This window comes from Thiohalorhabdus sp. Cl-TMA, assembly GCF_041821045.1.
GTDB classification, from domain to species: Bacteria; Pseudomonadota; Gammaproteobacteria; order Thiohalorhabdales; family Thiohalorhabdaceae; genus Thiohalorhabdus; species Thiohalorhabdus methylotropha.
Genome location: NZ_JBGUAW010000006.1, coordinates 144078 through 162087 on the forward strand (window position 1 = coordinate 144078; position 18010 = coordinate 162087).

General features: G+C 65.9%; 21 protein-coding genes. 15 read left to right on the forward strand and 6 right to left on the reverse strand.

Annotation, left to right across the window (positions count from 1 at the left end; all coding sequences use genetic code 11):
• Positions 1 to 13 precede the first annotated feature (13 nt).
• The 4 genes from ACERLL_RS09940 to amrS form a co-directional block, all read right to left on the reverse strand.
• The gene (locus ACERLL_RS09940) at positions 14 to 526 is read right to left on the reverse strand and encodes a C40 family peptidase (RefSeq protein WP_373655931.1); all 513 of its coding nucleotides are present in this window, start codon (positions 524 to 526) and stop codon (positions 14 to 16) included.
• 335 nt (positions 527 to 861) lie between these two features.
• Positions 862 to 1332, reverse strand: coding sequence for a YbhB/YbcL family Raf kinase inhibitor-like protein (locus ACERLL_RS09945; protein WP_373655932.1), 471 nt, complete (start codon positions 1330 to 1332; stop codon positions 862 to 864).
• Between the two features lie 40 nt (positions 1333 to 1372).
• Positions 1373 to 1747, reverse strand: a complete 375-nt coding sequence (locus ACERLL_RS09950) for a YbhB/YbcL family Raf kinase inhibitor-like protein (protein ID WP_373655933.1) — start codon at positions 1745 to 1747, stop codon at positions 1373 to 1375.
• A 40-nt stretch (positions 1748 to 1787) separates the two neighbouring features.
• Positions 1788 to 2903, reverse strand: coding sequence for an AmmeMemoRadiSam system radical SAM enzyme (amrS, locus tag ACERLL_RS09955; protein ID WP_373655934.1), 1116 nt, complete (start codon positions 2901 to 2903; stop codon positions 1788 to 1790).
• A 203-nt stretch (positions 2904 to 3106) separates the two neighbouring features.
• Between amrS and amrB the strand changes: the two genes are divergently transcribed.
• The 4 genes from amrB to ACERLL_RS09975 all read left to right on the forward strand — a co-directional run bounded on the left by amrB (position 3107) and on the right by ACERLL_RS09975 (position 6597).
• Positions 3107 to 3913, forward strand: a complete 807-nt coding sequence (amrB, locus tag ACERLL_RS09960) for an AmmeMemoRadiSam system protein B (RefSeq protein WP_373655935.1) — start codon at positions 3107 to 3109, stop codon at positions 3911 to 3913.
• Entirely contained in the window at positions 3910 to 4500 is a 591-nt protein-coding gene (amrA, locus tag ACERLL_RS09965; protein ID WP_373655936.1) for an AmmeMemoRadiSam system protein A, read from the forward strand. Before amrB ends, amrA begins: the two co-directional genes overlap by 4 nt.
• A 157-nt stretch (positions 4501 to 4657) precedes the next feature.
• A complete protein-coding gene (locus ACERLL_RS09970; RefSeq protein WP_373655937.1) occupies positions 4658 to 5242 on the forward strand; it encodes a nicotinamidase in 585 nt (194 codons plus the stop codon).
• On the forward strand, positions 5239 to 6597 hold the full coding sequence (locus tag ACERLL_RS09975) for a nicotinate phosphoribosyltransferase (protein WP_373655938.1): 1359 nt from the start codon (positions 5239 to 5241) through the stop codon (positions 6595 to 6597). The genes ACERLL_RS09970 and ACERLL_RS09975 overlap by 4 nt, the downstream gene beginning before the upstream one ends.
• A gap of 11 nt (positions 6598 to 6608) precedes the next feature.
• On the opposite strand, the gene ACERLL_RS09980 is transcribed toward ACERLL_RS09975, so the two are convergent.
• On the reverse strand, positions 6609 to 6995 hold the full coding sequence (locus ACERLL_RS09980; protein WP_373655939.1) for a hypothetical protein: 387 nt from the start codon (positions 6993 to 6995) through the stop codon (positions 6609 to 6611).
• A 187-nt stretch (positions 6996 to 7182) separates the two neighbouring features.
• Here ACERLL_RS09980 and ACERLL_RS09985 point away from each other — a divergent pair, with 187 nt between their 5' ends.
• The 6 genes from ACERLL_RS09985 (at position 7183) to ACERLL_RS10010 (ending at position 12779) form a co-directional block, all read left to right on the forward strand.
• Entirely contained in the window at positions 7183 to 7833 is a 651-nt protein-coding gene (locus tag ACERLL_RS09985) for a 7-cyano-7-deazaguanine synthase (protein ID WP_373655940.1), read from the forward strand.
• 5 nt (positions 7834 to 7838) lie between these two features.
• Positions 7839 to 8501: a DUF1614 domain-containing protein gene (locus ACERLL_RS09990; RefSeq protein WP_373655941.1), complete on the forward strand. Its 663-nt coding sequence runs from the start codon at positions 7839 to 7841 to the stop codon at positions 8499 to 8501.
• A gap of 113 nt (positions 8502 to 8614) precedes the next feature.
• Entirely contained in the window at positions 8615 to 9364 is a 750-nt protein-coding gene (locus ACERLL_RS09995) for a DNA-binding transcriptional response regulator (RefSeq protein ID WP_373655942.1), read from the forward strand.
• Between the two features lie 100 nt (positions 9365 to 9464).
• Positions 9465 to 10418, forward strand: coding sequence for a 2-hydroxyacid dehydrogenase (locus tag ACERLL_RS10000; protein ID WP_373655943.1), 954 nt, complete (start codon positions 9465 to 9467; stop codon positions 10416 to 10418).
• 287 nt (positions 10419 to 10705) lie between these two features.
• Positions 10706 to 11572 carry an HDOD domain-containing protein gene (locus tag ACERLL_RS10005; protein ID WP_373655944.1) on the forward strand — a complete coding sequence of 289 codons (867 nt, stop codon included), beginning with the start codon at positions 10706 to 10708 and terminating at the stop codon, positions 11570 to 11572.
• Positions 11573 to 11582: 10 nt separating this feature from the next.
• On the forward strand, positions 11583 to 12779 hold the full coding sequence (locus ACERLL_RS10010) for a diguanylate cyclase (protein ID WP_373655945.1): 1197 nt from the start codon (positions 11583 to 11585) through the stop codon (positions 12777 to 12779).
• A 12-nt stretch (positions 12780 to 12791) separates the two neighbouring features.
• Here ACERLL_RS10010 and ACERLL_RS10015 read toward each other — a convergent pair whose 3' ends face one another.
• Entirely contained in the window at positions 12792 to 13382 is a 591-nt protein-coding gene (locus ACERLL_RS10015; RefSeq protein ID WP_373655946.1) for a DUF502 domain-containing protein, read from the reverse strand.
• A gap of 325 nt (positions 13383 to 13707) precedes the next feature.
• Here ACERLL_RS10015 and ACERLL_RS10020 point away from each other — a divergent pair, with 325 nt between their 5' ends.
• The 5 genes from ACERLL_RS10020 to ACERLL_RS10040 all read left to right on the forward strand — a co-directional run bounded on the left by ACERLL_RS10020 (position 13708) and on the right by ACERLL_RS10040 (position 17998).
• A complete protein-coding gene (locus ACERLL_RS10020; protein ID WP_373655947.1) occupies positions 13708 to 14928 on the forward strand; it encodes a D-alanyl-D-alanine carboxypeptidase family protein in 1221 nt (406 codons plus the stop codon).
• 102 nt (positions 14929 to 15030) lie between these two features.
• The gene (locus tag ACERLL_RS10025; protein ID WP_373655948.1) at positions 15031 to 15678 is read left to right on the forward strand and encodes a cytochrome b/b6 domain-containing protein; all 648 of its coding nucleotides are present in this window, start codon (positions 15031 to 15033) and stop codon (positions 15676 to 15678) included.
• Between the two features lie 11 nt (positions 15679 to 15689).
• On the forward strand, positions 15690 to 16010 hold the full coding sequence (locus ACERLL_RS10030; RefSeq protein ID WP_373655949.1) for a PepSY domain-containing protein: 321 nt from the start codon (positions 15690 to 15692) through the stop codon (positions 16008 to 16010).
• Positions 16011 to 16679, forward strand: a complete 669-nt coding sequence (locus ACERLL_RS10035) for a response regulator transcription factor (protein ID WP_373655950.1) — start codon at positions 16011 to 16013, stop codon at positions 16677 to 16679.
• A complete protein-coding gene (locus ACERLL_RS10040; protein ID WP_373655951.1) occupies positions 16676 to 17998 on the forward strand; it encodes an ATP-binding protein in 1323 nt (440 codons plus the stop codon). The genes ACERLL_RS10035 and ACERLL_RS10040 overlap by 4 nt, the downstream gene beginning before the upstream one ends.
• The last annotated feature ends 12 nt before the right edge of the window (positions 17999 to 18010 follow it).

Below are 18010 nucleotides of genomic sequence, written 5' to 3' on the forward strand. Positions count from 1 at the left end.
ACAGGCGAGGTTCTCAGAAAAAATTCCCGGCGGCGGCCAGATGCCGCTCCCAATAGGGGTTCTCGAGGCTGGCGAAGGTTACCCGCCTCCCTCGGGACGGCGCATGGATGAAACGGTCGCGGCCCACGTACATGCCCACGTGGGAGACGTCCCCGCCGATCCGGAAAAACAGCAGGTCCCCCGGACGCACGCGGTCGGTCCGCACCAGGGAGGCCGCCTCCCGCAAACGGTCCACGGTGCGCGGCACGGAAATGCCGACCTTTGCATAGGCATACTGGATCAGCCCGCTGCAATCGAATCCCGGGCCACCGTCGCCGCCCCATTTATACGGTGCGCCCATTCCCGTGCGGGCAGCCTCCACCACCCGGGCGCGCGCCAGCTCCAAGCTGGGCGCGGGCCCCGAAACCCCCTCGGGCCCCGGCCGGGCGGGATGCGGGGCACAGCCGGCCAGCTCCAGCGCGGCCAGCAGGAGAACGCCCCTCCCTATCCATCTCGGGACCGACCAGTGCAGGCTGCAGGCAATCATGCTTCCCCCGTGGAAACGGCTTCTTCCCGGTACTTGTACCAAAATCCCGCCGCGGCGGCGACCGCCCACCCGGACCGGCCAACCCCTCGGGAAAGAGACTATTCGAGGCCACGCATGGATTGGCCACAGGTGGTAAGGGCCTTGGGGCGGCGGCAAGGGCGCAAGGCCACTGGAAGGGAGGCACCCGCAGGGCAGAGCCCCTTGGAGCCCGGAGGCCTTGTCCCCGCCCCTCGGATCCCCTTCGATCCGGTTCGAAATTCCACGCGCGGCGTCTAACAGTTAGAAAGGCCCCGCCGCTACGGGAAGAGCGCGGCGACTTGGATACACGGAGGATGTCAGCCCTCCCGTTCGTAATGCCCCACCAGCTCGGTTTCGGCCAGCATATGGGCTCTGGCGGTCTTTTCCACTTCCTCCATCGTGGCCTTCCCGGGCAGGTCCAGGTGGTCCACATCCAGAGCGAGCAGGCGAAATCGGTAGTGGTGGGCGCCGTGCCCGGCGGGCGGACAGGGACCGCCGTAGGCCGTCTTGCCGAAGTCATTGGCTCCCTCCGGGAAACGCCCGGGGGTGCCGGCACTGGAGAACCCTTCCTCCAGAAAGGTGGTCTCGGGCGGGATGTCGTACACCGCCCAATGCTGGAACGTCCCGCCGGGGGCATCCGGATCGTCGCACACCAGGGCGAAGCTGCGGGTGTTGTCCGGGATCCCGGCCCATTCCAGGGGCGGTGATACGTCCTCGCCGTCGCAGGTGTACTTCACCGGTATCTGATGGTCATGGGCGAACACGCCGCTCATAAGCGTCAGGCTCATTGCCTTCCCTCCCTTTGCTCGAGTGGTCGGGACGTACGGATCATCGCTCAAAAGTGGCGATCAACCGGGCTTCGCCCAGCACATGGGCCTGCGCGGCCCGCTCCACCTCCGGGACCCCGGCGCCGTCCTCCACTTCAAGATGCGGCACCGCGAGGGCGAATATCCGGAGATGATAGCGATGGGTACCGTGGCCCTCCTCCAGGTAGCCAGTATCGGCGGGAATATCGAACACTGCCCAGTGCGTGAAGGCTCCCTCCGGCGCATCCGGGTCGTGGCAGATCACGCCGAAGCTGTGGGTACCCTCCGGGGCCCCCTCCCAGCGCAGTGGCGGCGATTGATCCGCCCCCGCACAGGCGTTAACCACCGGGATGGAATCGCGGGTGCCGAATGCCTCGCTGCACAATTGCATGGCCATGGCGTCCTCCTCTCCATCGATTCGGGTAACCGCCTCCGGTTCAACCGGCCGCCTCCAGCTCCCGGGCAAAGGCCGCCGGCCGGACCGGAAGCCGCCTGGCACCCCACGCCCCCGGCTCGGCCTCCAGGACCCCCGCGCACGGCGTTCCGCAGGCGGTACAGCAGCCGCCCGCGTCCAGCTCCCATTCACTCAGCCGGTACCAGTCCCGGCCGATGAGCAGCGTGCCGCACTCGGAGCAATACGTGCTCTGCCCCGCCTTGTCGTGGACATTACCGGTGTATACGTAGCGGATACCGTTGTGCAGGGCGATCTCCCGTGCCCGCGCTAAGGTTTCGGGCGGAGTGGGCGGGTATTGCCGCATCTTGTAGTCCGGATGGAAGGCCGTGAAATGCATGGGCACCTCCGATCCGAGCTCCTCCCGCACCCAGCGGGTCATCCCCTCGATCTCCGCCTCCGAATCGTTCTCGCCGGGGATGAGGAGCGTGGTCAGCTCCATCCATACCCCGGTTTCCGCGTGGATGTAACGCGCGGTATCCAGCACCGGCCCCAGGGACGACCCGGTCAGCTTCTTGTAGAAACGCTCCGAGAAGGCTTTCAGGTCGAGATTCACCGCGTCCATTTCCGCATAGAACGCCGCCCGGGGACTGGGGGCAACGTACCCGCTGGAGACCGCCACCGACTTGATACCGTGCTCCCGGCAGGCCCGGGCGATATCGATGGCGTATTCGTGGAAAATGATGGGATCGTTATAGGTGAACGCCACGCTCCGGGCGCCGAGCCGCCCGGCCATGTAGGCCACCAGCTCCGGCGAGGCCCGGTCGGCGAGCGTATCCATCTCCCGGGATTTGCTCATGTCCCAGTTCTGGCAGAACTTGCAGGCCAGATTGCATCCTGCGGTGCCGAAGGAAAGCACGGGGGTACCCGGCAGGAAGTGATTCAACGGTTTCTTTTCGACGGGGTCTACGCAGAACCCGGAGGAGCGCCCGTAGGTGGTGAGAACGATGCGGTCGTCCCGCCGCCCGCGCACGAAGCAGAGGCCGCGCTGGCCCTCATGCAGGCGGCAGAAGCGGGGGCACAGATCGCATTGGACCCGGCCGTCTTCCAGGCGGTGCCAGTATTCGGTGGGCAGGCCGGAAACGGGATCGTGGTCGGGCACGGTGGATCACCTCCTTCTCTGGATTACGCCCCACAGGCACAGGATGCTTTCTGCTTAGATCTGCTCGGTGGCGGGGAATTTCAAGAACCGCACGCGGTGCCGTTGCGGCAGGCGCGATTTCCGGACTACGGTAGTTCCCGGCCGGTTGCGCTCCGACCAGTGCACCCCCATCTTCCATGCCGTACACCCCAGGGGGCCTCCGAATGCCCGATGTGCGCGACCCGGCGATCGCCGGGACCTTCTATCCCGCAGAGCCCGAGCAACTGCGAAAACAGGTGGACGACCTGGTGGCCGGCAACCCGGACCCCGCCGCGCGCCCCGCCGCCCCCAAGGGCCTGATCGTGCCGCATGCGGGATACATGTACTCCGGGCCCGTAGCCGCAACCGCCTACGCGCGCCTGGCTCCGGCCCGAGACAGGATACGCCGCGTGGTTCTGCTCGGCCCCTCGCACCACGTGCCCTTCCGGGGGCTGGCCGCGAGCAGCGCCGATGCTTTCCGGACGCCTCTGGGCCGCATTCCGCTGGACACGGAAGGGGTGCGAGCCGCCTTGCGGCAGTCCGGCGTGCAGACCCTGGACGCGGCCCATGGGCGGGAGCACAGTCTGGAGGCCCAGCTCCCCTTTCTGCAGCGGATGCTTGCGGACTTCTCCCTGCTACCCCTGGTGGTGGGCGCCGCCGAACCCGGACAGGTGGGACGGGTCCTGGAGGCCCTCTGGGGCGGTCCGGAGACCCTGATTGTCATCAGCTCGGACCTTTCCCATTTCCTCGATTACGCCACCGCCGGGACGCTGGATGCGACCACCGCCCGGGCCATTGAGGCCCTGGACGGAGCGGGGATAACCCACGAGCATGCATGCGGCTATCAGCCCGTACGAGGCCTTCTGCGCATCGCGGCCCGCCGGCGGAGCCGACTGCAAACCCTGGATCTGCGCAGCTCCGGGGATGCCGGAGCACCCCTGGACCGGGTGGTGGGCTACGGAGCCTTCGCCCTGGAGGAATCCGGCGCATGAGCGGGGCAGCCGAAGGATCCCAGGGGGAGCCCCGCTCCCTCCGGCCCTACTCCGAACGGCTTTTGCGATTGGCTTCGGCTGCCATTGATCACGGCCTGAACCGGGGATCGCGCATGGAGGTGGACCTTGGATGCCACCCCGCCCCGCTGCTGGATTGGCGGGCCTGCTTCGTCACCCTGCGCTTGGGCGGCGAGCTGCGGGGCTGCGTGGGATCCGTGGAGCCCAGGCGGCCGCTGGTCAGCGACATCGCGGAGAACGCCTACACGGCGGCCTTCGGGGACCCCCGCTTCCCCGGTTTGACCGCGGCCGAACGCAAGGAGCTGTCACTCAAGCTCGAAATCCTCTCCCCCATGGAGTGCCTGAACTTCCGGACCGAAGCGGAGCTGCTCGCCCGGCTGGAGCCCGGCCGCGACGGCCTGCTCCTCGAAGCGGGCCATTGCCGCGGCACCTTCCTCCCCACCGTGTGGAGCTCCCTGCCCGACCCGGAGGAATTCTGGAAGCAGCTCAAGCGCAAGGCCGGCCTGCCGTCGGATCGTTTTTCAACGGCCATAACCGTTTACCGCTACCGGACGGAGATCCTGCCCTGAGCGTTGCGGGGGGGAGCGAGGCCCGCCATCCTCCGGAACGAGCGACTTGCGGGGAGGGGTTGCCCCCAGGACCGGTGGGGTTGATCTCAGGAGACCTGCGGCTGCATAACGGTCAAAGGGAGTAAAGATACCTTCTCACTCGGAGAGGACGGCGGCCATGGTGGAAGAGTTCGGAAGCGGAGACGGGCTGCTGATCGTCGATGTGCAGAACGACTTCTGTCCCGGTGGCTCCCTGGCTGTACCGGAAGGCGACGAGATCATCCCCATCCTGAACCGCTGGCTCGCCCTGGCCCGGGAAGCGAATCTGCCCATTTTCGCCTCGCGGGACTGGCACCCGGAGAACCACGTAAGCTTCCGCGAGCGGGGCGGGCCCTGGCCTCCCCACTGCATCCAGGACACCCAGGGCGCGGCCTTTCATCCCGATCTCGAGCTCCCCGAGCAATCCACCATAATCAGCAAGGGCGCGGATCCCGATCGGGACCAGTATTCCGCCTTCGACGACACCGAGCTGGCCAAGCGCCTCCGCGAGGAGGACGTTTCCCGCCTCTGGGTCGGCGGCCTCGCCCAGGATGTTTGCGTCCGGGCCAGCGTCATGGACGGCGCCCGGGAGGGCTTCGAGGTCCACCTGATCCTGCCCGCCACTCGCCCGGTGGAAGCCAGCCCGGGCGACGGAGACCGGGCGCTGGAAGAGATGCAGGCGGCCGGAGCGGTGATCGAGCGGTCGGCGGGGCCCGGGAAATGAGTCAGTCGGACTGGGTCTCCCCCCGCAATGCCGCGCTGCTCACGGACCTATACGAGCTCACCATGCTGCAGGCCTACCACCGCGAGAACCTGCGGGAAACGGCCGTCTTCGATCTTTTCTTCCGAAAGCTCCCGGAAAACCGCAATTTCCTTCTGGCGGCAGGCCTGGAGACGGCACTGGACTACCTGGAGAACCTGCGCTTCCCCGCGGAATCCCTCGAATATCTGGCTTCCCTGGACCGGTTCTCCGGGGAGTTCATCGATTATCTGGCCAATTTCCGATTCAGCGGGGAGGTTCGGGCCTTGCCCGAGGGCACCCCGGTATTCCCCGACGAACCGCTCATCGAGATAATCGCCCCCCTTCCCGAAGCGCAGCTGGCGGAGACCTTCCTGCTCAACCAGATACATTTCCAGACGCTGATGGCCAGCAAGGCGAGCCGGGTGGTGGACGCCGCCCGCGGGAAGACGGTGGTGGATTTCGGGGCCCGGCGCATGCACGGGGCCGACGCCACTCTGAAAGCAGCCCGGGCCTTTTACATCGCCGGCGTGGATTCCACGTCCAACGTCCTGGCGGGCCAGGTCTACGGCATTCCGGTGGCGGGGACCATGGCCCACAGTTACATCGAAGCCCATCCCGACGAGGCCTCCGCCTTCGAGGCGTTCGCCGAGCTCTACCCGGATACCATCCTGCTCGTGGATACCTACGACACCCTGGAGGGGGTAAGAAGCGTGGCAAATATGGCCCGAAGCTGGGGAAATCGCTTCCGGATCCGGGGAATCCGGCTGGATTCAGGCGACCTGGGCGAGCTGGCGCGAAAAAGCCGGGACCTGCTGGATGCGGACGGACTGACCGGGGTGGGCATCTTCGCCAGCGGGAGCCTCGACGAGTATTCCATCGACGGGCTTCTGGAAGGGGGTGCCCCCATAGACGGCTTCGGCGTGGGGACGCACCTAGGCGTTTCGGAAGACAGCCCTTACCTCGACAGCGCCTACAAGCTGGTGGAGTACGCGGGAAAGCCCCGCATGAAGCTCGCGACGCACAAGACGACCCTGCCCTTCCGCAAGCAGATCTACCGCCGGACCAGCAAGGACGGACGCTACGAAGGCGATACCATCGCCGCCGCCGATACGCAGGACATTGCGGGGGCGCCCCTGCTGGAAACGGTGATGCGGGCGGGGAAACGGGTCGGCGAAAGACGGGACCTAGACGCAATACGCGGCCATGCCGACCGGGAGCGCAGCCACCTGCCCGCAACGCTTCGCGGCGTCCAGGCGGCCTCCACTCCGTACCCGGTCACCGTCAGCGAGGACCTGCGCGGCGCTATGGAAGATCTCCGCGCGGCACTCGGGGGCTAGCCTGGAAGACGCTATTTGGTATAGGAGTTTTCCCGGCGCACCCAGCGCGTGAAGCTGGACTCCTTGATCTTGTTACGCGGACCGCCCTCCGGGGCTTGCCAGATCACGTAATAGTCCTCCCCTTCCCGATTCACCTCCAGGATCTTCCGAGCCTTCTTGGAGGGATCCTTGGGCCGCCACAGCTGTCCCGCGGCGTAACCTTCCGGACTGGCCGGACCCGGCTCGCCGACACCCGCCTCCAGGGCGGAGCCTTCCTCCTCGCGCTCCTCCTCGGGCGTCCACCCGAGACGGTACATGACATCCCGATATGCGGACCGCGCCAGGGAAGCCACCCGGGTTCCGGTTTCCTGGGCGAGCAGGCGTCCTTCACGGATGATGGTTTCGAGTCGTTCCTGCATAATTCTTATATCCTCGTCCATGCGGGCTCAATCGGGGACCCGATTCTTTCCCATTAAGACAAACAAAACGGCCGGTTTACTCCGTCGGAGGCGAACCGGATTCCCATGTCCATAATGTCGATATTGTGCCTCTTGTCATATGCGTCAAGGGGATCGGGACAAGATTCGGCAAATTAGGGGAACGGTTATGCCTATTGGGCTTGATCCGGGAAGCCGCCCCGGCTGCCTGGTCCTGATGAGCGGTGGAATCGAGAGCACGGTTCTGCTCCATTGGGCAATCCGGCAGGGGGAAAGCGTCACCGCGCTATTCCTCCATTACGGTCAGCGTCCAGCTACGCGGGAGTATCAGGCGGCAAGCGCACAGTGCGCGGAGCTGGGGCTGGCGCCGGAGACGCTGGACATTTCGACCGCCGTACAAACCTTTCATACGGGACAGGAACGGCAGTACCACATTCCCCTGCCCCACCGGAACCTGGTTGCCCTCTCTCTGGCACTCAGCCTGGCCGAGAAACGGACGCTGGACCGGGTGCTTACGGGGATCACGCGGGAGGACGGGGAGCATTCCGCAAGCGCCTCGCCCGCCTTCCTGGACGCCTTCCAGGAGACTGCCCGTACACTGGGAGATGTGGCGGTGGCAGCACCCTTCCGGGAGCTGAGCAAGGCGGAGGTGATCGGAACGGGGGTCCGGCTGGGCGTGGATTTCGCGAAAACCTATAGCTGCCTGCTGGGCTACCCGGAGCCCTGCGGCCGCTGTCCCCAATGCCGGAACCGCCGGACCGCCTTTGCCCGGGCGGGCCGCGCCGAGCCACAATTCTTCCTGGCCCGTCCGGAAGGATAAGCCCAGTGCGATTTTCCCCCTTCTTTCTGTTCCTGTTTCTGATTCTCGCCGCCTTCGTCCTGGCCTTCCTCCAAGTGGGCGTGCTGGCCATCGCCGTGGGCAAGCTGGGGCTGTCCACGGAAGCCCTGCTCCTGCTGCTTTTCGGCTCCTTGCTGGGGAGCGGGATCAATCTTCCTCTCTTCACCATGCGCGCGGAGGCCCCGCCCGAGCTCCCTTCCCACCCCGCCTATTACCTCGGACTGCTGCGTCCCCGGCAGCCCTTCCGGGGACGCACCCAGGTGGCCGTCAACCTGGGGGGCTGTCTGATCCCCGTGGCCTTTTCCATCTATTTGTGGAATCTCCATGCCCTGCCGCTAGCCCAGATCGTGGTGGCCGTGAGCCTGGTCACGATGGTGAGCTATTTCGCCAGCCGGCCCATCCCGGGGCTCGGCATCGGCATGCCGCTCTTCGTGGCGCCCATCGCCGCGGCTCTTGTGGCCTGGCTCCTGGGCGGTCCGGAAAAGCCTTCCGTGGCCTATATCGCCGGCACCCTGGGTGTCCTCACCGGCGCGGACCTGCTCCGCATCGGCGACATCCGCAAAATGGGATCCCCGCTGGCCTCCATTGGCGGCGCCGGAACCTTCGACGGCATCTACCTCACGGGAATCGTCGCCGTCCTTCTTGCGTAAGCGGCAACTAACTGGAAAGCCCGGGCTATCGCAGGTAGGCTGCCGGTAATGTTCACCAGGGCCATGGATGGGAAGGCCGAAGGCTTTCCCGGACGGAGGAGGGAAGCAGCGGAGTGACCCGAAACGGCCACATTACGGATACCGAGCTGCTGGACGTGTTCGCCGGCGAGCACCCGGAAGCGGGCGGCCTGGATGCGGAAACGGTGGAGGGAGCCCTCCGGGACCTTATCGAGACGCTCTGGGCCGAGCCCGATCCCGATACCTCGCCTATGGAGCAGCTGAACGAGGAGCTGAGCGACCTCACGGAATTCCTCGAGAGCGAGGAGACGATGCGCCTGGTGGGGGCCATGCAGGAGGTACTCGGGGGCTACGCGGCGGGATCACTGGCCTGGACGGAAGCCGTTTCCAGCCACATGAAAGAGGGCGCCGAGGCCATCGCCGAGGAGCTGAACCCCGATCCCCCCCGGGAAAAGCTCGAGAGCACCATTCAGGGAGCGGGAGACCGGGATCCGGTGGTACTGTTCGTCGCGGAGGACACCAATCGCCGGCAGGAGCTGGAGGAGGCCATATCCCGTAACGCCAAGGGTGCCCCGGTTTTCCTCGACGCGGATTCCTTCGAGCAGGCCCGCGACGGTTCCCCGCAATTGATACTGACCCATGCCCCCTTGCCAGGTAGCGGCACTGGCGACTCCTTCCTGTCCGAATTCCGGGAGGGCGACCTCTGGACGCCCGTGCTGGTCTTCTCCGAGCACACCGATGCCCATAGCCGGCGGCGGATGATCGCCTCCGGAGCCAACCGGGTGCTCTCCCCCACCTGCTCCGGTAGCCAGCTTAACCGGGCCCTGGACGGACTACTGGACTAAAGACCGCGGCCCCGCGCGGGGGCCGTTGGGTCCCTATCGCCCGGGCTTGCGGGCCCCCATCCGGACGAATCCCCGTTCCCCCGGGAAGGAGCGACTTGTCATGCGGGCAGTATTCCTGGACACCGATTCCCTCGATCCGGGAGACCTGGACCGTCGGGCCCTGGAGGCCTGCTCGGCGGACTGGACCTTCTTCGGCGAAACCAGACCCGATCAGGTCCCCGAGCGGATCGCCGGGGCGGAGGTCGTGGTCACCAACAAAGTGCCCCTGGACGCGAGAGTGCTCCGGAATGCCGGGGGGCTCAGGCTGGTCTGCATCGCCGCCACGGGCACCAACAACGTGGACCTGGCGGCCGCCCGGGAACGGGATGTGGCCGTCGCCAACGTGGTTCGCTACGCCACCCCGTCCGTGGTGCAGCATGTATTCAGTCTTATGCTGGCCCTGACCACCCGGCTTTCCGATTACGAACAGTCCGTGCGATCCGGGCGGTGGGCGGAAAGCCCCCATTTCTGTCTGCTCGATTTCCCCATCCGGGAGCTGGCCGGCCGCACCCTGGGGGTGGTCGGCCACGGAGAGCTGGGAAGCAACGTGGCCCATGTTGCCGAGGCCTTCGGCATGCGGGTGCGCGTGGCGCAAATCCCCGGTCGACCGGACCGTCCTGAACGGGTGGCGCTCGGTCGCCTGCTTCCCGAAGTCGACGTGCTCACGCTTCACTGCCCGCTGACCCCGGAGACCGAGGGGCTGCTGGGGGCCGGCGAGCTGGAGCGGCTGCCCGACCACGCCCTGCTTATCAATACAGCGCGGGGCGGTATCGTGGACGAACCGGCCCTGGCCGAGGCGCTCCGCGCGGGGCGCCTCGGCGGTGCCGGGGTGGACGTGCTTACCCGGGAGCCGCCGCCCCCCGATCACCCCCTGCTGGCTCCGGATATCCCCAATTTGATCCTGACGCCCCATGTCGCCTGGGCAAGCCGGGAGGCTCGACAGCGGATGGTGGAAGAGCTAGCCGCCAACATCGAGGCCTTCGGGCGGGGAGAAAGCCGCAACCGTGTAGCTTGAGGGCGCCCCGGCGCCCTCGCCACCCTTCTACATGCTGACTATCCCCGTCCCCCGGGGAATCGGCACGTTTGTGAGGTATTCCATTTACCGTATCCCCTTTCTGGGTTAGGGTTTTGTTTGGCCAAATCCCGGGAAGCAAGAGTGTGGAGAGCACACTAAACCCCTTGAACCAGACCCGGGCACGAATCAGAATGTGCCGGTTTTTTGGCTGAAAACGGTTTGCGGCCCGGAATCCGGTATCCGCAGCCATTTTCGTGGATTGCGGGATAATACCCGTGGAGGAGTGCATGGAAGCAAGGTCAGCTTCTGCGAGGCAGAAGATCCTGGAAACCCAGGAGCTTCCTCCTCTTCCGAATGTAGCCGCGGAGCTGCTTATGGTCCTGCAGGCCGACGACGACAACGAGGTGGAGCGCCTCCGCGTCATCGTCGAGCAGGATCCGGGTCTTACCGCGCGGGTGATGGGGTGGGCGAACTCCGCCTACTTCGGCACGCGAGGCAATGTCCGGACCCTCGACCGGGCCATTTTCGGCGTGCTCGGCCTGCGCACGGTTACCAGCCTCATCCTTTCCATCATACTCAACCGGGCGTTCAACACGCAGGCCTGTCCGTCCTTCCAGCTGGAAGACTACTGGTTCCGGGCCCTGCTTACCGCCCATTGCGCCCGATCCGGCGGAGCGCGCGCAGGGGGGGAGCAGGTGGACCCGGAGGACGCCTTCCTAGCTGGGCTCTTGCACAACCTGGGTCTGCTTCTCCTGGTGCACCTGTTCCCCGGAGACATGGATGCCGTCCTGAAAGAGGCCAATGCCCCCGACGATGCCGTCCTGCGCGCAGCGGAGCAGGAGCGTCTCGGGATCGATCACGCCCAGGCGGGAGCCTGGCTGGCCCAGCGGTGGCACTTGCCCGCGCTGGTGGTGGATACCATCTCAGGCTATCCGCAGAGCCCACCGACGAATTCGAGCAGCGTGGTCGGCCTCGTGGGCTTTTCCCGGAACCAGGTGGATCGCCTGCTCGCCTCCCGGGCGAAGCGCGCCGAACGGGTCACCCTGACGGTTCCCGACTGGCTCTGCGTTCCCCGGGAGGAATGGCGCGAAGTCGTAGTGGAGCTTCTGGAGCACCGGGACAAGCTCCGGGAGCAGGCCCAATCCCTCAGTTAATGGATGGCTCGTGGATTCAGCCCCTTTCGCCGAAGCCGCCTCGGAACTGCGCCATCAATTCACCAATCTGCTGGAGTCTCTTTCGGCGCTGCGCTCCCTCATCGACCTGGACCCCCAGGCCAATGACGAGGAGACCCTGCTGGACCAGGCTCTCCATACCCTAGCCGAGTATCAGGACCTGGAACGGTCCTCGGTTTTCCTCCTGCAGGGCCGCGAGCTCATCAATTACTCCGGACTGTCCCGGGAAGAGACCGCACCGGACAATCCGGGTTTCCCGGAGGGATCTCCGTCCCGGGGGACCACCGCCTACTCCGCCGATTCGGGACTCATGGGTCTGGCCGTGCAAACGGGACAGCTCCAGCATTGCTCGAACTGCGCCGAGGATACCCGTTTCCGGTCCTGGGACGGTGATAACAGCGTAGGCTCCCTGATCTGCACCCCCATCTTCCACCTCGGCCAGCCCCTGGGGGTGCTGAATGTCTCCCATCCCGCTCCCGAGGCTTTCGCTCCCTGGCACGAGCACCTGCTGCAGGTATTCTCCACCATGCTGGGCTATATGCTGGCCAACCACCGTCTGGTGCACGCCATGGAAGCCCATGTCCAGGAGCGGACCATGGAGCTCGAGGAGGCCCTCGGAGAGGCCGAGCGGCTCAAGCGCCGCTTCGAGCAGTTGGCCATCATCGACGACCTGACCCGGATCCATAACCGCCGCTTCCTGTTCTCCGCCGCGGCCGCCGAGATCGCCAAGGCGCAGCGCTACCGGATCCCGCTGTCCCTGATGCTGCTTGACCTGGACCATTTCAAGACGGTCAACGACCAGTACGGGCACGCCGCCGGCGACCGCGTGCTGAAGGAAATCGCCGCCTATTTCCGCGAACAGACCCGGGAGGGCGACATACTCGCCCGCATGGGCGGCGAGGAATTCGTGCTCGTCCTGCCGGGTACCGGCACGGAAGGAGCGCAATGCCTGGGAGAGCGCATCCGGCGGGACATCCGAAGCTTTCAGTGGCAGTCCGAGGACGGCCGGGAATTCTCCATAAGCGTGAGCGTGGGGCTTACCGTCCTGTCCCCGGGAGACCTGCCGGACCTGGATTCCCATTACCTCCTGGAGCGCATGCTGGCCGAGGCGGACAAGGCCGTTTACCGGTGCAAGGCGGCCGGACGTGATCAGATGGACACCCAGGACCTGGACAACGATCCGGGTTAGCGTCCGGGGCCCTCATTTACCGGGCTTCCCGATTCCCGCCGTCAGCGAGAAGCGCATGGCGTCCTCGAAGGACATGGCCAGCGGCTCCACGTACTGTCTGGGCAGGACAAGCGTGTGTCCGCCGATCTGGAAGCCCAGCGGGACATAAACCACCACCTGTGCTTCCCCATCCGCGCCGACCAGGGCCCGTGGCGGCGCCTCCCGCGTCAGAAAGCCCACCGCGCGGATACCGCTCTCCCCCAGGGTTACCGCCACCACCTGTCCAAGCTCCTCCCTCTGGCTTCCGGAAAAGTAGCCCATGAAGTCTCGCAGGCTCCCGTATATGGATTTCACCACGGGGATGCGGACGAATACGCCCTCCACGCCGGCGATGACCTGTCGAGCCAGGACGTTCTGCATCATGGCGCCCACCAGCAGGGCGATTACCAGCCCTGCCGCCACCCCGAGACCGGGGAAATAGACGCCCGTTAGCGGGCTCGCCTGCACCAGGCCGGCCAGCATGGTCTCGGCCGCCGCGCCCAGCCAGTAGAGGAGATAGATGGTCGCCGCGGCGGGAATCAAAGTAACCAGTCCGGTAATGAGGGTGCGCATCAGGCCACGCATGAGCTACTCCGGAGTTGTTGGGCTACATGGGAAACGAGCACGAGGGGCATGCGCGCCTCCATCCGTGGATGCGGCACCGCTCCCTTCGACAAGGATAACCGGGCACGGCCGAGAAGGAAGAAAAGCCGGTAACTCCTTCTCGCAAAAAACCTATTCCCCGAGCTCCCTGCCCCCCAGACAGGAACATCCCGTACTCCAGATAGGGAAAGCACGCAGATCGGCCTTGCCCTTCGCCTTCCCATGGGGCAACCTTTTGTTGCAAACGGACCGCCAAATGGGGGGAACCATGCAGGATCCGGCATCAAATTTCCTATCCGATACACCCATGAGCCGACTTTCCATCGCGCTGCTCTTGTTCTTCTTGCTTTCCGCCTGGAGCCACGCGGCTTCCGTTCCCGCCCCCCCGAACGTGGGAGCCAAGGCGGCTTTTCTCATGGACGCCCAATCGGGCCGGATCCTGGCCAGCCAGAACCCCGACAGGAAGCACCCTCCCGCCAGCCTGGCCAAGCTCATGACGGCCTATCTCACCTTTCAGGCGGTGAAAGACGGCCAGGTGCGCCTGGACGAGAAGGTCCGAATCAGCAAGGAGGTCTGGGAGGTAAAGGGCTCGCAGATGTTCCTCAAGGTGGGCGAGCGGGTGGCGGTGGAGAAGCTGCTGCACGGCCTGGTGGTCCAGAGCGGCAATGACGCCGCCCTGGCCCTTGCCGAATTCGTCGGCGGGGGCAAGGACACCTTTGTGCGCATGATGAACCGGAAGGCCCGGGAGCTGGGCATGGAGAATACCCACTATACCGGACCGGCGGGCATGCCCGACCCGGAAATGCATGCCACCGCTCAGGATCTGGCCCTGCTCGCCCAGGCCGTACTGAACGATTTTCCGCAGTACCTGAAGATGTTCAGTCAGCGCGCCCTCACGCACAACGGCATCAAGCAGAGCAACCGGAACCGGCTCCTCTGGCGCTTGGAAGGCGCCGACGGGCTCAAGACGGGCCACACGAAAGAGGCCGGCTACAACCTGATCGGCACCGCCAAGCGGGACGGCATGCGGCTCATCGGGGTGGTCCTCGGCGCCCGCTCCGACAACCGGCGCTTCGACGCCATGCAGGGGCTGATCAACTACGGCTTCCGGTTCTACGAGACCAAGAAGCTGTACGCGCGGGGGGAAGTCGTTGAACAGGCGCGTATCTGGCAAGGCGCCAAGCAGAACCTCGCCCTGACCCTGGCCGACTCCCTGTACGTCACCGTACCCCGCAACAGCGCCTCGGAAGTGCAGCTCAAGGCGGAGCTGCGCGCGCCGCTCACCGCGCCGGTGAAGGCGGAGGAGCAAGTGGGATGGCTGCATGTGGACCTGGCAGGCCGATCGCTGAGCCGGCGCCCGCTCCTCGCCCAGGATACGGTGGCCTCGGCGGGCTGGGTACGCTATCTGCTGGATGCCGCTCGTCTGCAGTGGCGGGCGTTCTGGCAGGGCCAGAAGCAGCGGTTCCTGGCCCAGGACGAGGGCGAGCCCTCCGGCGCCGCGGCGGCCGGTTCCGCCCAGCCGGGCTGAGGTCCTCCGGTTCGGCCGGGCCCGCCCGAACCTCCCTCATTCAGCTTCGTTTCAGTCCGGAGCCCTACCATGTTCCTACACCCAACATGGAGGGCTCCGTTCATGAGCACCCACGCACTTCCGAAGGAAACGGTCCGCGTCTGGGACCCCTTGGTCCGGCTGTCCCATTGGATGGTGGCCGCGGCTTTCCTGCTTGCCTACTTTCTGGCCGAGGAAGCCTTGCAGCTTCATGTCTGGCTCGGCTACCTGGTAGGGATCCTGGTCCTGATCCGCATAGCCTGGGGCTTTTTCGGAACCCGGCACGCCCGATTCACCGACTTCCTCCCCGCTCCAGCCGTTCTCAAGGGCTATATCCAGGGGCTATTCCGCGGCGACGAGCCCCGATTCCTGGGGCACAACCCCCTGGGCGGTATTATGGTTGTTCTGCTTCTGGCGGCCCTGGCCCTCACCACGCTTACCGGGATAATGCTATACGGTGCCGAAGACCATCGCGGCCCCCTGGGTAGCTGGTATGCGCAGCAAACCGTTGCTCCGCAGCCCCCCGCTTATGCGGCCACCGAGGCCGGGGAGCGCCACGAGAGCGAGCATCCCGGCGGGGAAGCCGAACAGCTGGAGATTTGGCACGATCTCGCCGCCGATCTGACGCTGTTCCTGGTGGGTCTGCACGTGGCCGGGGTCTTATTCACGAGCCGGCGTCATAAGGAGAATTTGGTGCGCGCCATGTTCAGCGGCCGCAAACGAGTCCCATAGGAGGAGCACCGGTGTCCAGATTTCCCATATATCTGCTGCTGGCCGTGCTGACGGGTGGCGCGCTGCTCACCGCAGCCCTGGCCGAGCCGGGGGGAGAGGAAACCGGGCACGTCCGCGAGCTCCGGAAGGCGGGCAAGATTCTTCCGCTTGAGCAAATCCTGGCAAGGGCCAGGAAGCACTTCCCCGATTCCCGGATGGTGGAGGTGGAGCTGCAAAAACGGGAGGGACTTCATCTGTACGAGGTGGAGCTCATCGATTCCGGAGGGACCTTTCGCGAGCTCTACTTCAACGCCGAAACCGGAGCCCTGCGCTCTTCGGAGACCGAGGATTAGATGCGGATCCTGGTGGTAGAGGATGATACGGAGCTTGCGGAGCGGATTCAGACCGCCTTGCGCAAATCCGGATACGCCGCCGACATCGCCTCCGATGGCGGAGAGGCGGAATACCTGGGTCGTGAGGAGCCTTACGATGCCGTAATCCTGGACCTGGGGCTACCGGAGCGCTCCGGGCTGGCTGTGCTCGAAAACTGGCGCTCACAGGCCAACCGGGTTCCGGTGCTCATCCTCACCGCGCGCAATGCCTGGTTCGAACGGGTGGAAGGCTTCGAGGCCGGTGCTGACGACTACCTCGGTAAGCCCTTCCACATGGAGGAGCTGCTCGCCCGGCTCGGCGCTTTGCTACGGCGCGGGCACGGACAGGCCGGGGGGCCGATCCGGGCAGCGGGCCTGACTCTGGATGAGCACGCACAGAACGTGCGTACCCCCGACGGCACGGTGCACGGCCTTACGGCCACCGAATTCAGGCTGCTGCGCTACTTCATGCTCAATCCGGGCCGTGTGCTCTCTAAAAGCACCCTCAGCGAGCACGCTTACGAGTACGACGCCGACAAGGACAGCAACGTGCTGGAGGTCTATGTGCGCCGTTTGCGGGGCAAGATCGGCAAGGAGCGCATCCAGACCCGTCGTGGCCAGGGCTATGTGCTCCAGGCCAACGAGCCATGATCTCCCTGAAGACGCGGCTGACCCTCTCCCTGAGTCTGGCGCTGGTCATTTTGCTCGGCCTGCAGTACTACTTGGTGACCAGCGCCATCCGAAGCACGGCCGAGGATTACGTGGCTTCGCGCCTGGAGCACGATGCCGAGACCCTGCTTGCCGATCTGACCTGGACGGAGCAAGGGCCCCAGCTTCCCGAGCGCACCCTGGACCCCGTCTACCTGCGGCCCTTTTCGGGCCATTACTTCTCTATCCAGACCTCCCGGGCGCGGCTGCCCTCTCGTTCCCTGTGGGATACGGACTTACCCGTCGAGCCGGTAGCACCCGGGGAAAGCCGCCTTCTGCACAAGGAAGGCCCCGCCGGGCAGCCCCTGCTGGTCTATTCCGCCGGCTTCCGCAAAGGGGGACGGTCCCTGACGCTCACGGTGGCGGAAGACCTTTCCTCCCTCAACGCCGACCTGCGTGCCTTCCAATGGCGGTACACCCTGGTTTCCGTGGGCATAGCCGCCGCCCTTCTGGCCCTCCAATGGGTGCTCGTCGCCCTGGGGATGCGGCCCCTACGGCGCCTGCAAGGGGAGCTGCGGGCCATGGAGGCCGGCGAACGGCAGAGGTTGAGCAGGCAGGTACCCGCCGAGGTCCGGCCCCTGGCAACCGAGATCAACCGACTGGTGGAGGTCATGCGGAACCGGCTGGAACGCTCCCGGAACGCGGTGGGCAATCTCGCCCATGCCCTGAAGACTCCCCTGACCCGGCTGACGCAGCTCGGAGATGACCCCAAAGTGCGCTCCGACCCGGATTTGCACGAGCACCTCCTCGAGCCCAGCCGCACTATCGGCGAGCTCATCGACCGCGAGCTCAAGCGCGCCCGGCTGGCGGGAGGCTCCCCGGGCCAGCGCTTTGTCGCCGACCGCGAGATTCCCCGCTTAATCCGCGCCCTGGAGGGCATCCACGCCGAGCGCGGGGTGACCATAGAGGCCCGAATCCCGCCGGGCAAGTCCTACCACGGCGACCGGGAGGATCTCCTGGAGCTGTTCGGCAATCTGCTGGACAACGCCTGCAAGTGGGCCCAAAGCCGGGTCGTGCTCCAGGTCAAGGAGGAGCCGGGGCTGCACTTCACCGTGGCGGACGACGGCCCCGGTATCCCCGAGGAGGCCCGCCCCCGCCTCACCGAGCGGGGAGTCCGCCTCGACGAGTCCACCACCGGCCACGGGCTCGGCCTCGCCATCGTGCAGGACATCGTCACCGCCTACGACGGCACCCTGGCCTTTACCGCCTCCGAGGAGCTCGGCGGCCTCGCCATCCGCGTCACCCTGCCGCCCCTTTCCTGAACGGTCCGTTCA

Bases quoted from the DNA above. Each gene is read 5' to 3' on its own strand.
- ACERLL_RS10005 (WP_373655944.1), top strand. From the start codon at position 10,706: ATGGAAGCAAGGTCAGCTTCTGCGAGGCAGAAGATCCTGGAAACCCAG.
- ACERLL_RS10000 (WP_373655943.1), top strand. From the start codon at position 9,465: ATGCGGGCAGTATTCCTGGACACCGATTCCCTCGATCCGGGAGACCTG.
- ACERLL_RS09950 (WP_373655933.1), bottom strand. From the start codon at position 1,747: ATGGCCATGCAATTGTGCAGCGAGGCATTCGGCACCCGCGATTCCATC.
- ACERLL_RS10025 (WP_373655948.1), top strand. From the start codon at position 15,031: ATGAGCACCCACGCACTTCCGAAGGAAACGGTCCGCGTCTGGGACCCC.
- amrB (WP_373655935.1), top strand. From the start codon at position 3,107: ATGCCCGATGTGCGCGACCCGGCGATCGCCGGGACCTTCTATCCCGCA.
- amrA (WP_373655936.1), top strand. From the start codon at position 3,910: ATGAGCGGGGCAGCCGAAGGATCCCAGGGGGAGCCCCGCTCCCTCCGG.
- ACERLL_RS09945 (WP_373655932.1), bottom strand. From the start codon at position 1,332: ATGAGCCTGACGCTTATGAGCGGCGTGTTCGCCCATGACCATCAGATA.
- ACERLL_RS10035 (WP_373655950.1), top strand. From the start codon at position 16,011: ATGCGGATCCTGGTGGTAGAGGATGATACGGAGCTTGCGGAGCGGATT.
- ACERLL_RS09975 (WP_373655938.1), top strand. From the start codon at position 5,239: ATGAGTCAGTCGGACTGGGTCTCCCCCCGCAATGCCGCGCTGCTCACG.
- ACERLL_RS09970 (WP_373655937.1), top strand. From the start codon at position 4,658: ATGGTGGAAGAGTTCGGAAGCGGAGACGGGCTGCTGATCGTCGATGTG.
- ACERLL_RS09940 (WP_373655931.1), bottom strand. From the start codon at position 526: ATGATTGCCTGCAGCCTGCACTGGTCGGTCCCGAGATGGATAGGGAGG.
- ACERLL_RS10040 (WP_373655951.1), top strand. From the start codon at position 16,676: ATGATCTCCCTGAAGACGCGGCTGACCCTCTCCCTGAGTCTGGCGCTG.
- ACERLL_RS09980 (WP_373655939.1), bottom strand. From the start codon at position 6,995: ATGCAGGAACGACTCGAAACCATCATCCGTGAAGGACGCCTGCTCGCC.
- ACERLL_RS10020 (WP_373655947.1), top strand. From the start codon at position 13,708: ATGAGCCGACTTTCCATCGCGCTGCTCTTGTTCTTCTTGCTTTCCGCC.
- ACERLL_RS10015 (WP_373655946.1), bottom strand. From the start codon at position 13,382: ATGCGTGGCCTGATGCGCACCCTCATTACCGGACTGGTTACTTTGATT.
- ACERLL_RS09985 (WP_373655940.1), top strand. From the start codon at position 7,183: ATGCCTATTGGGCTTGATCCGGGAAGCCGCCCCGGCTGCCTGGTCCTG.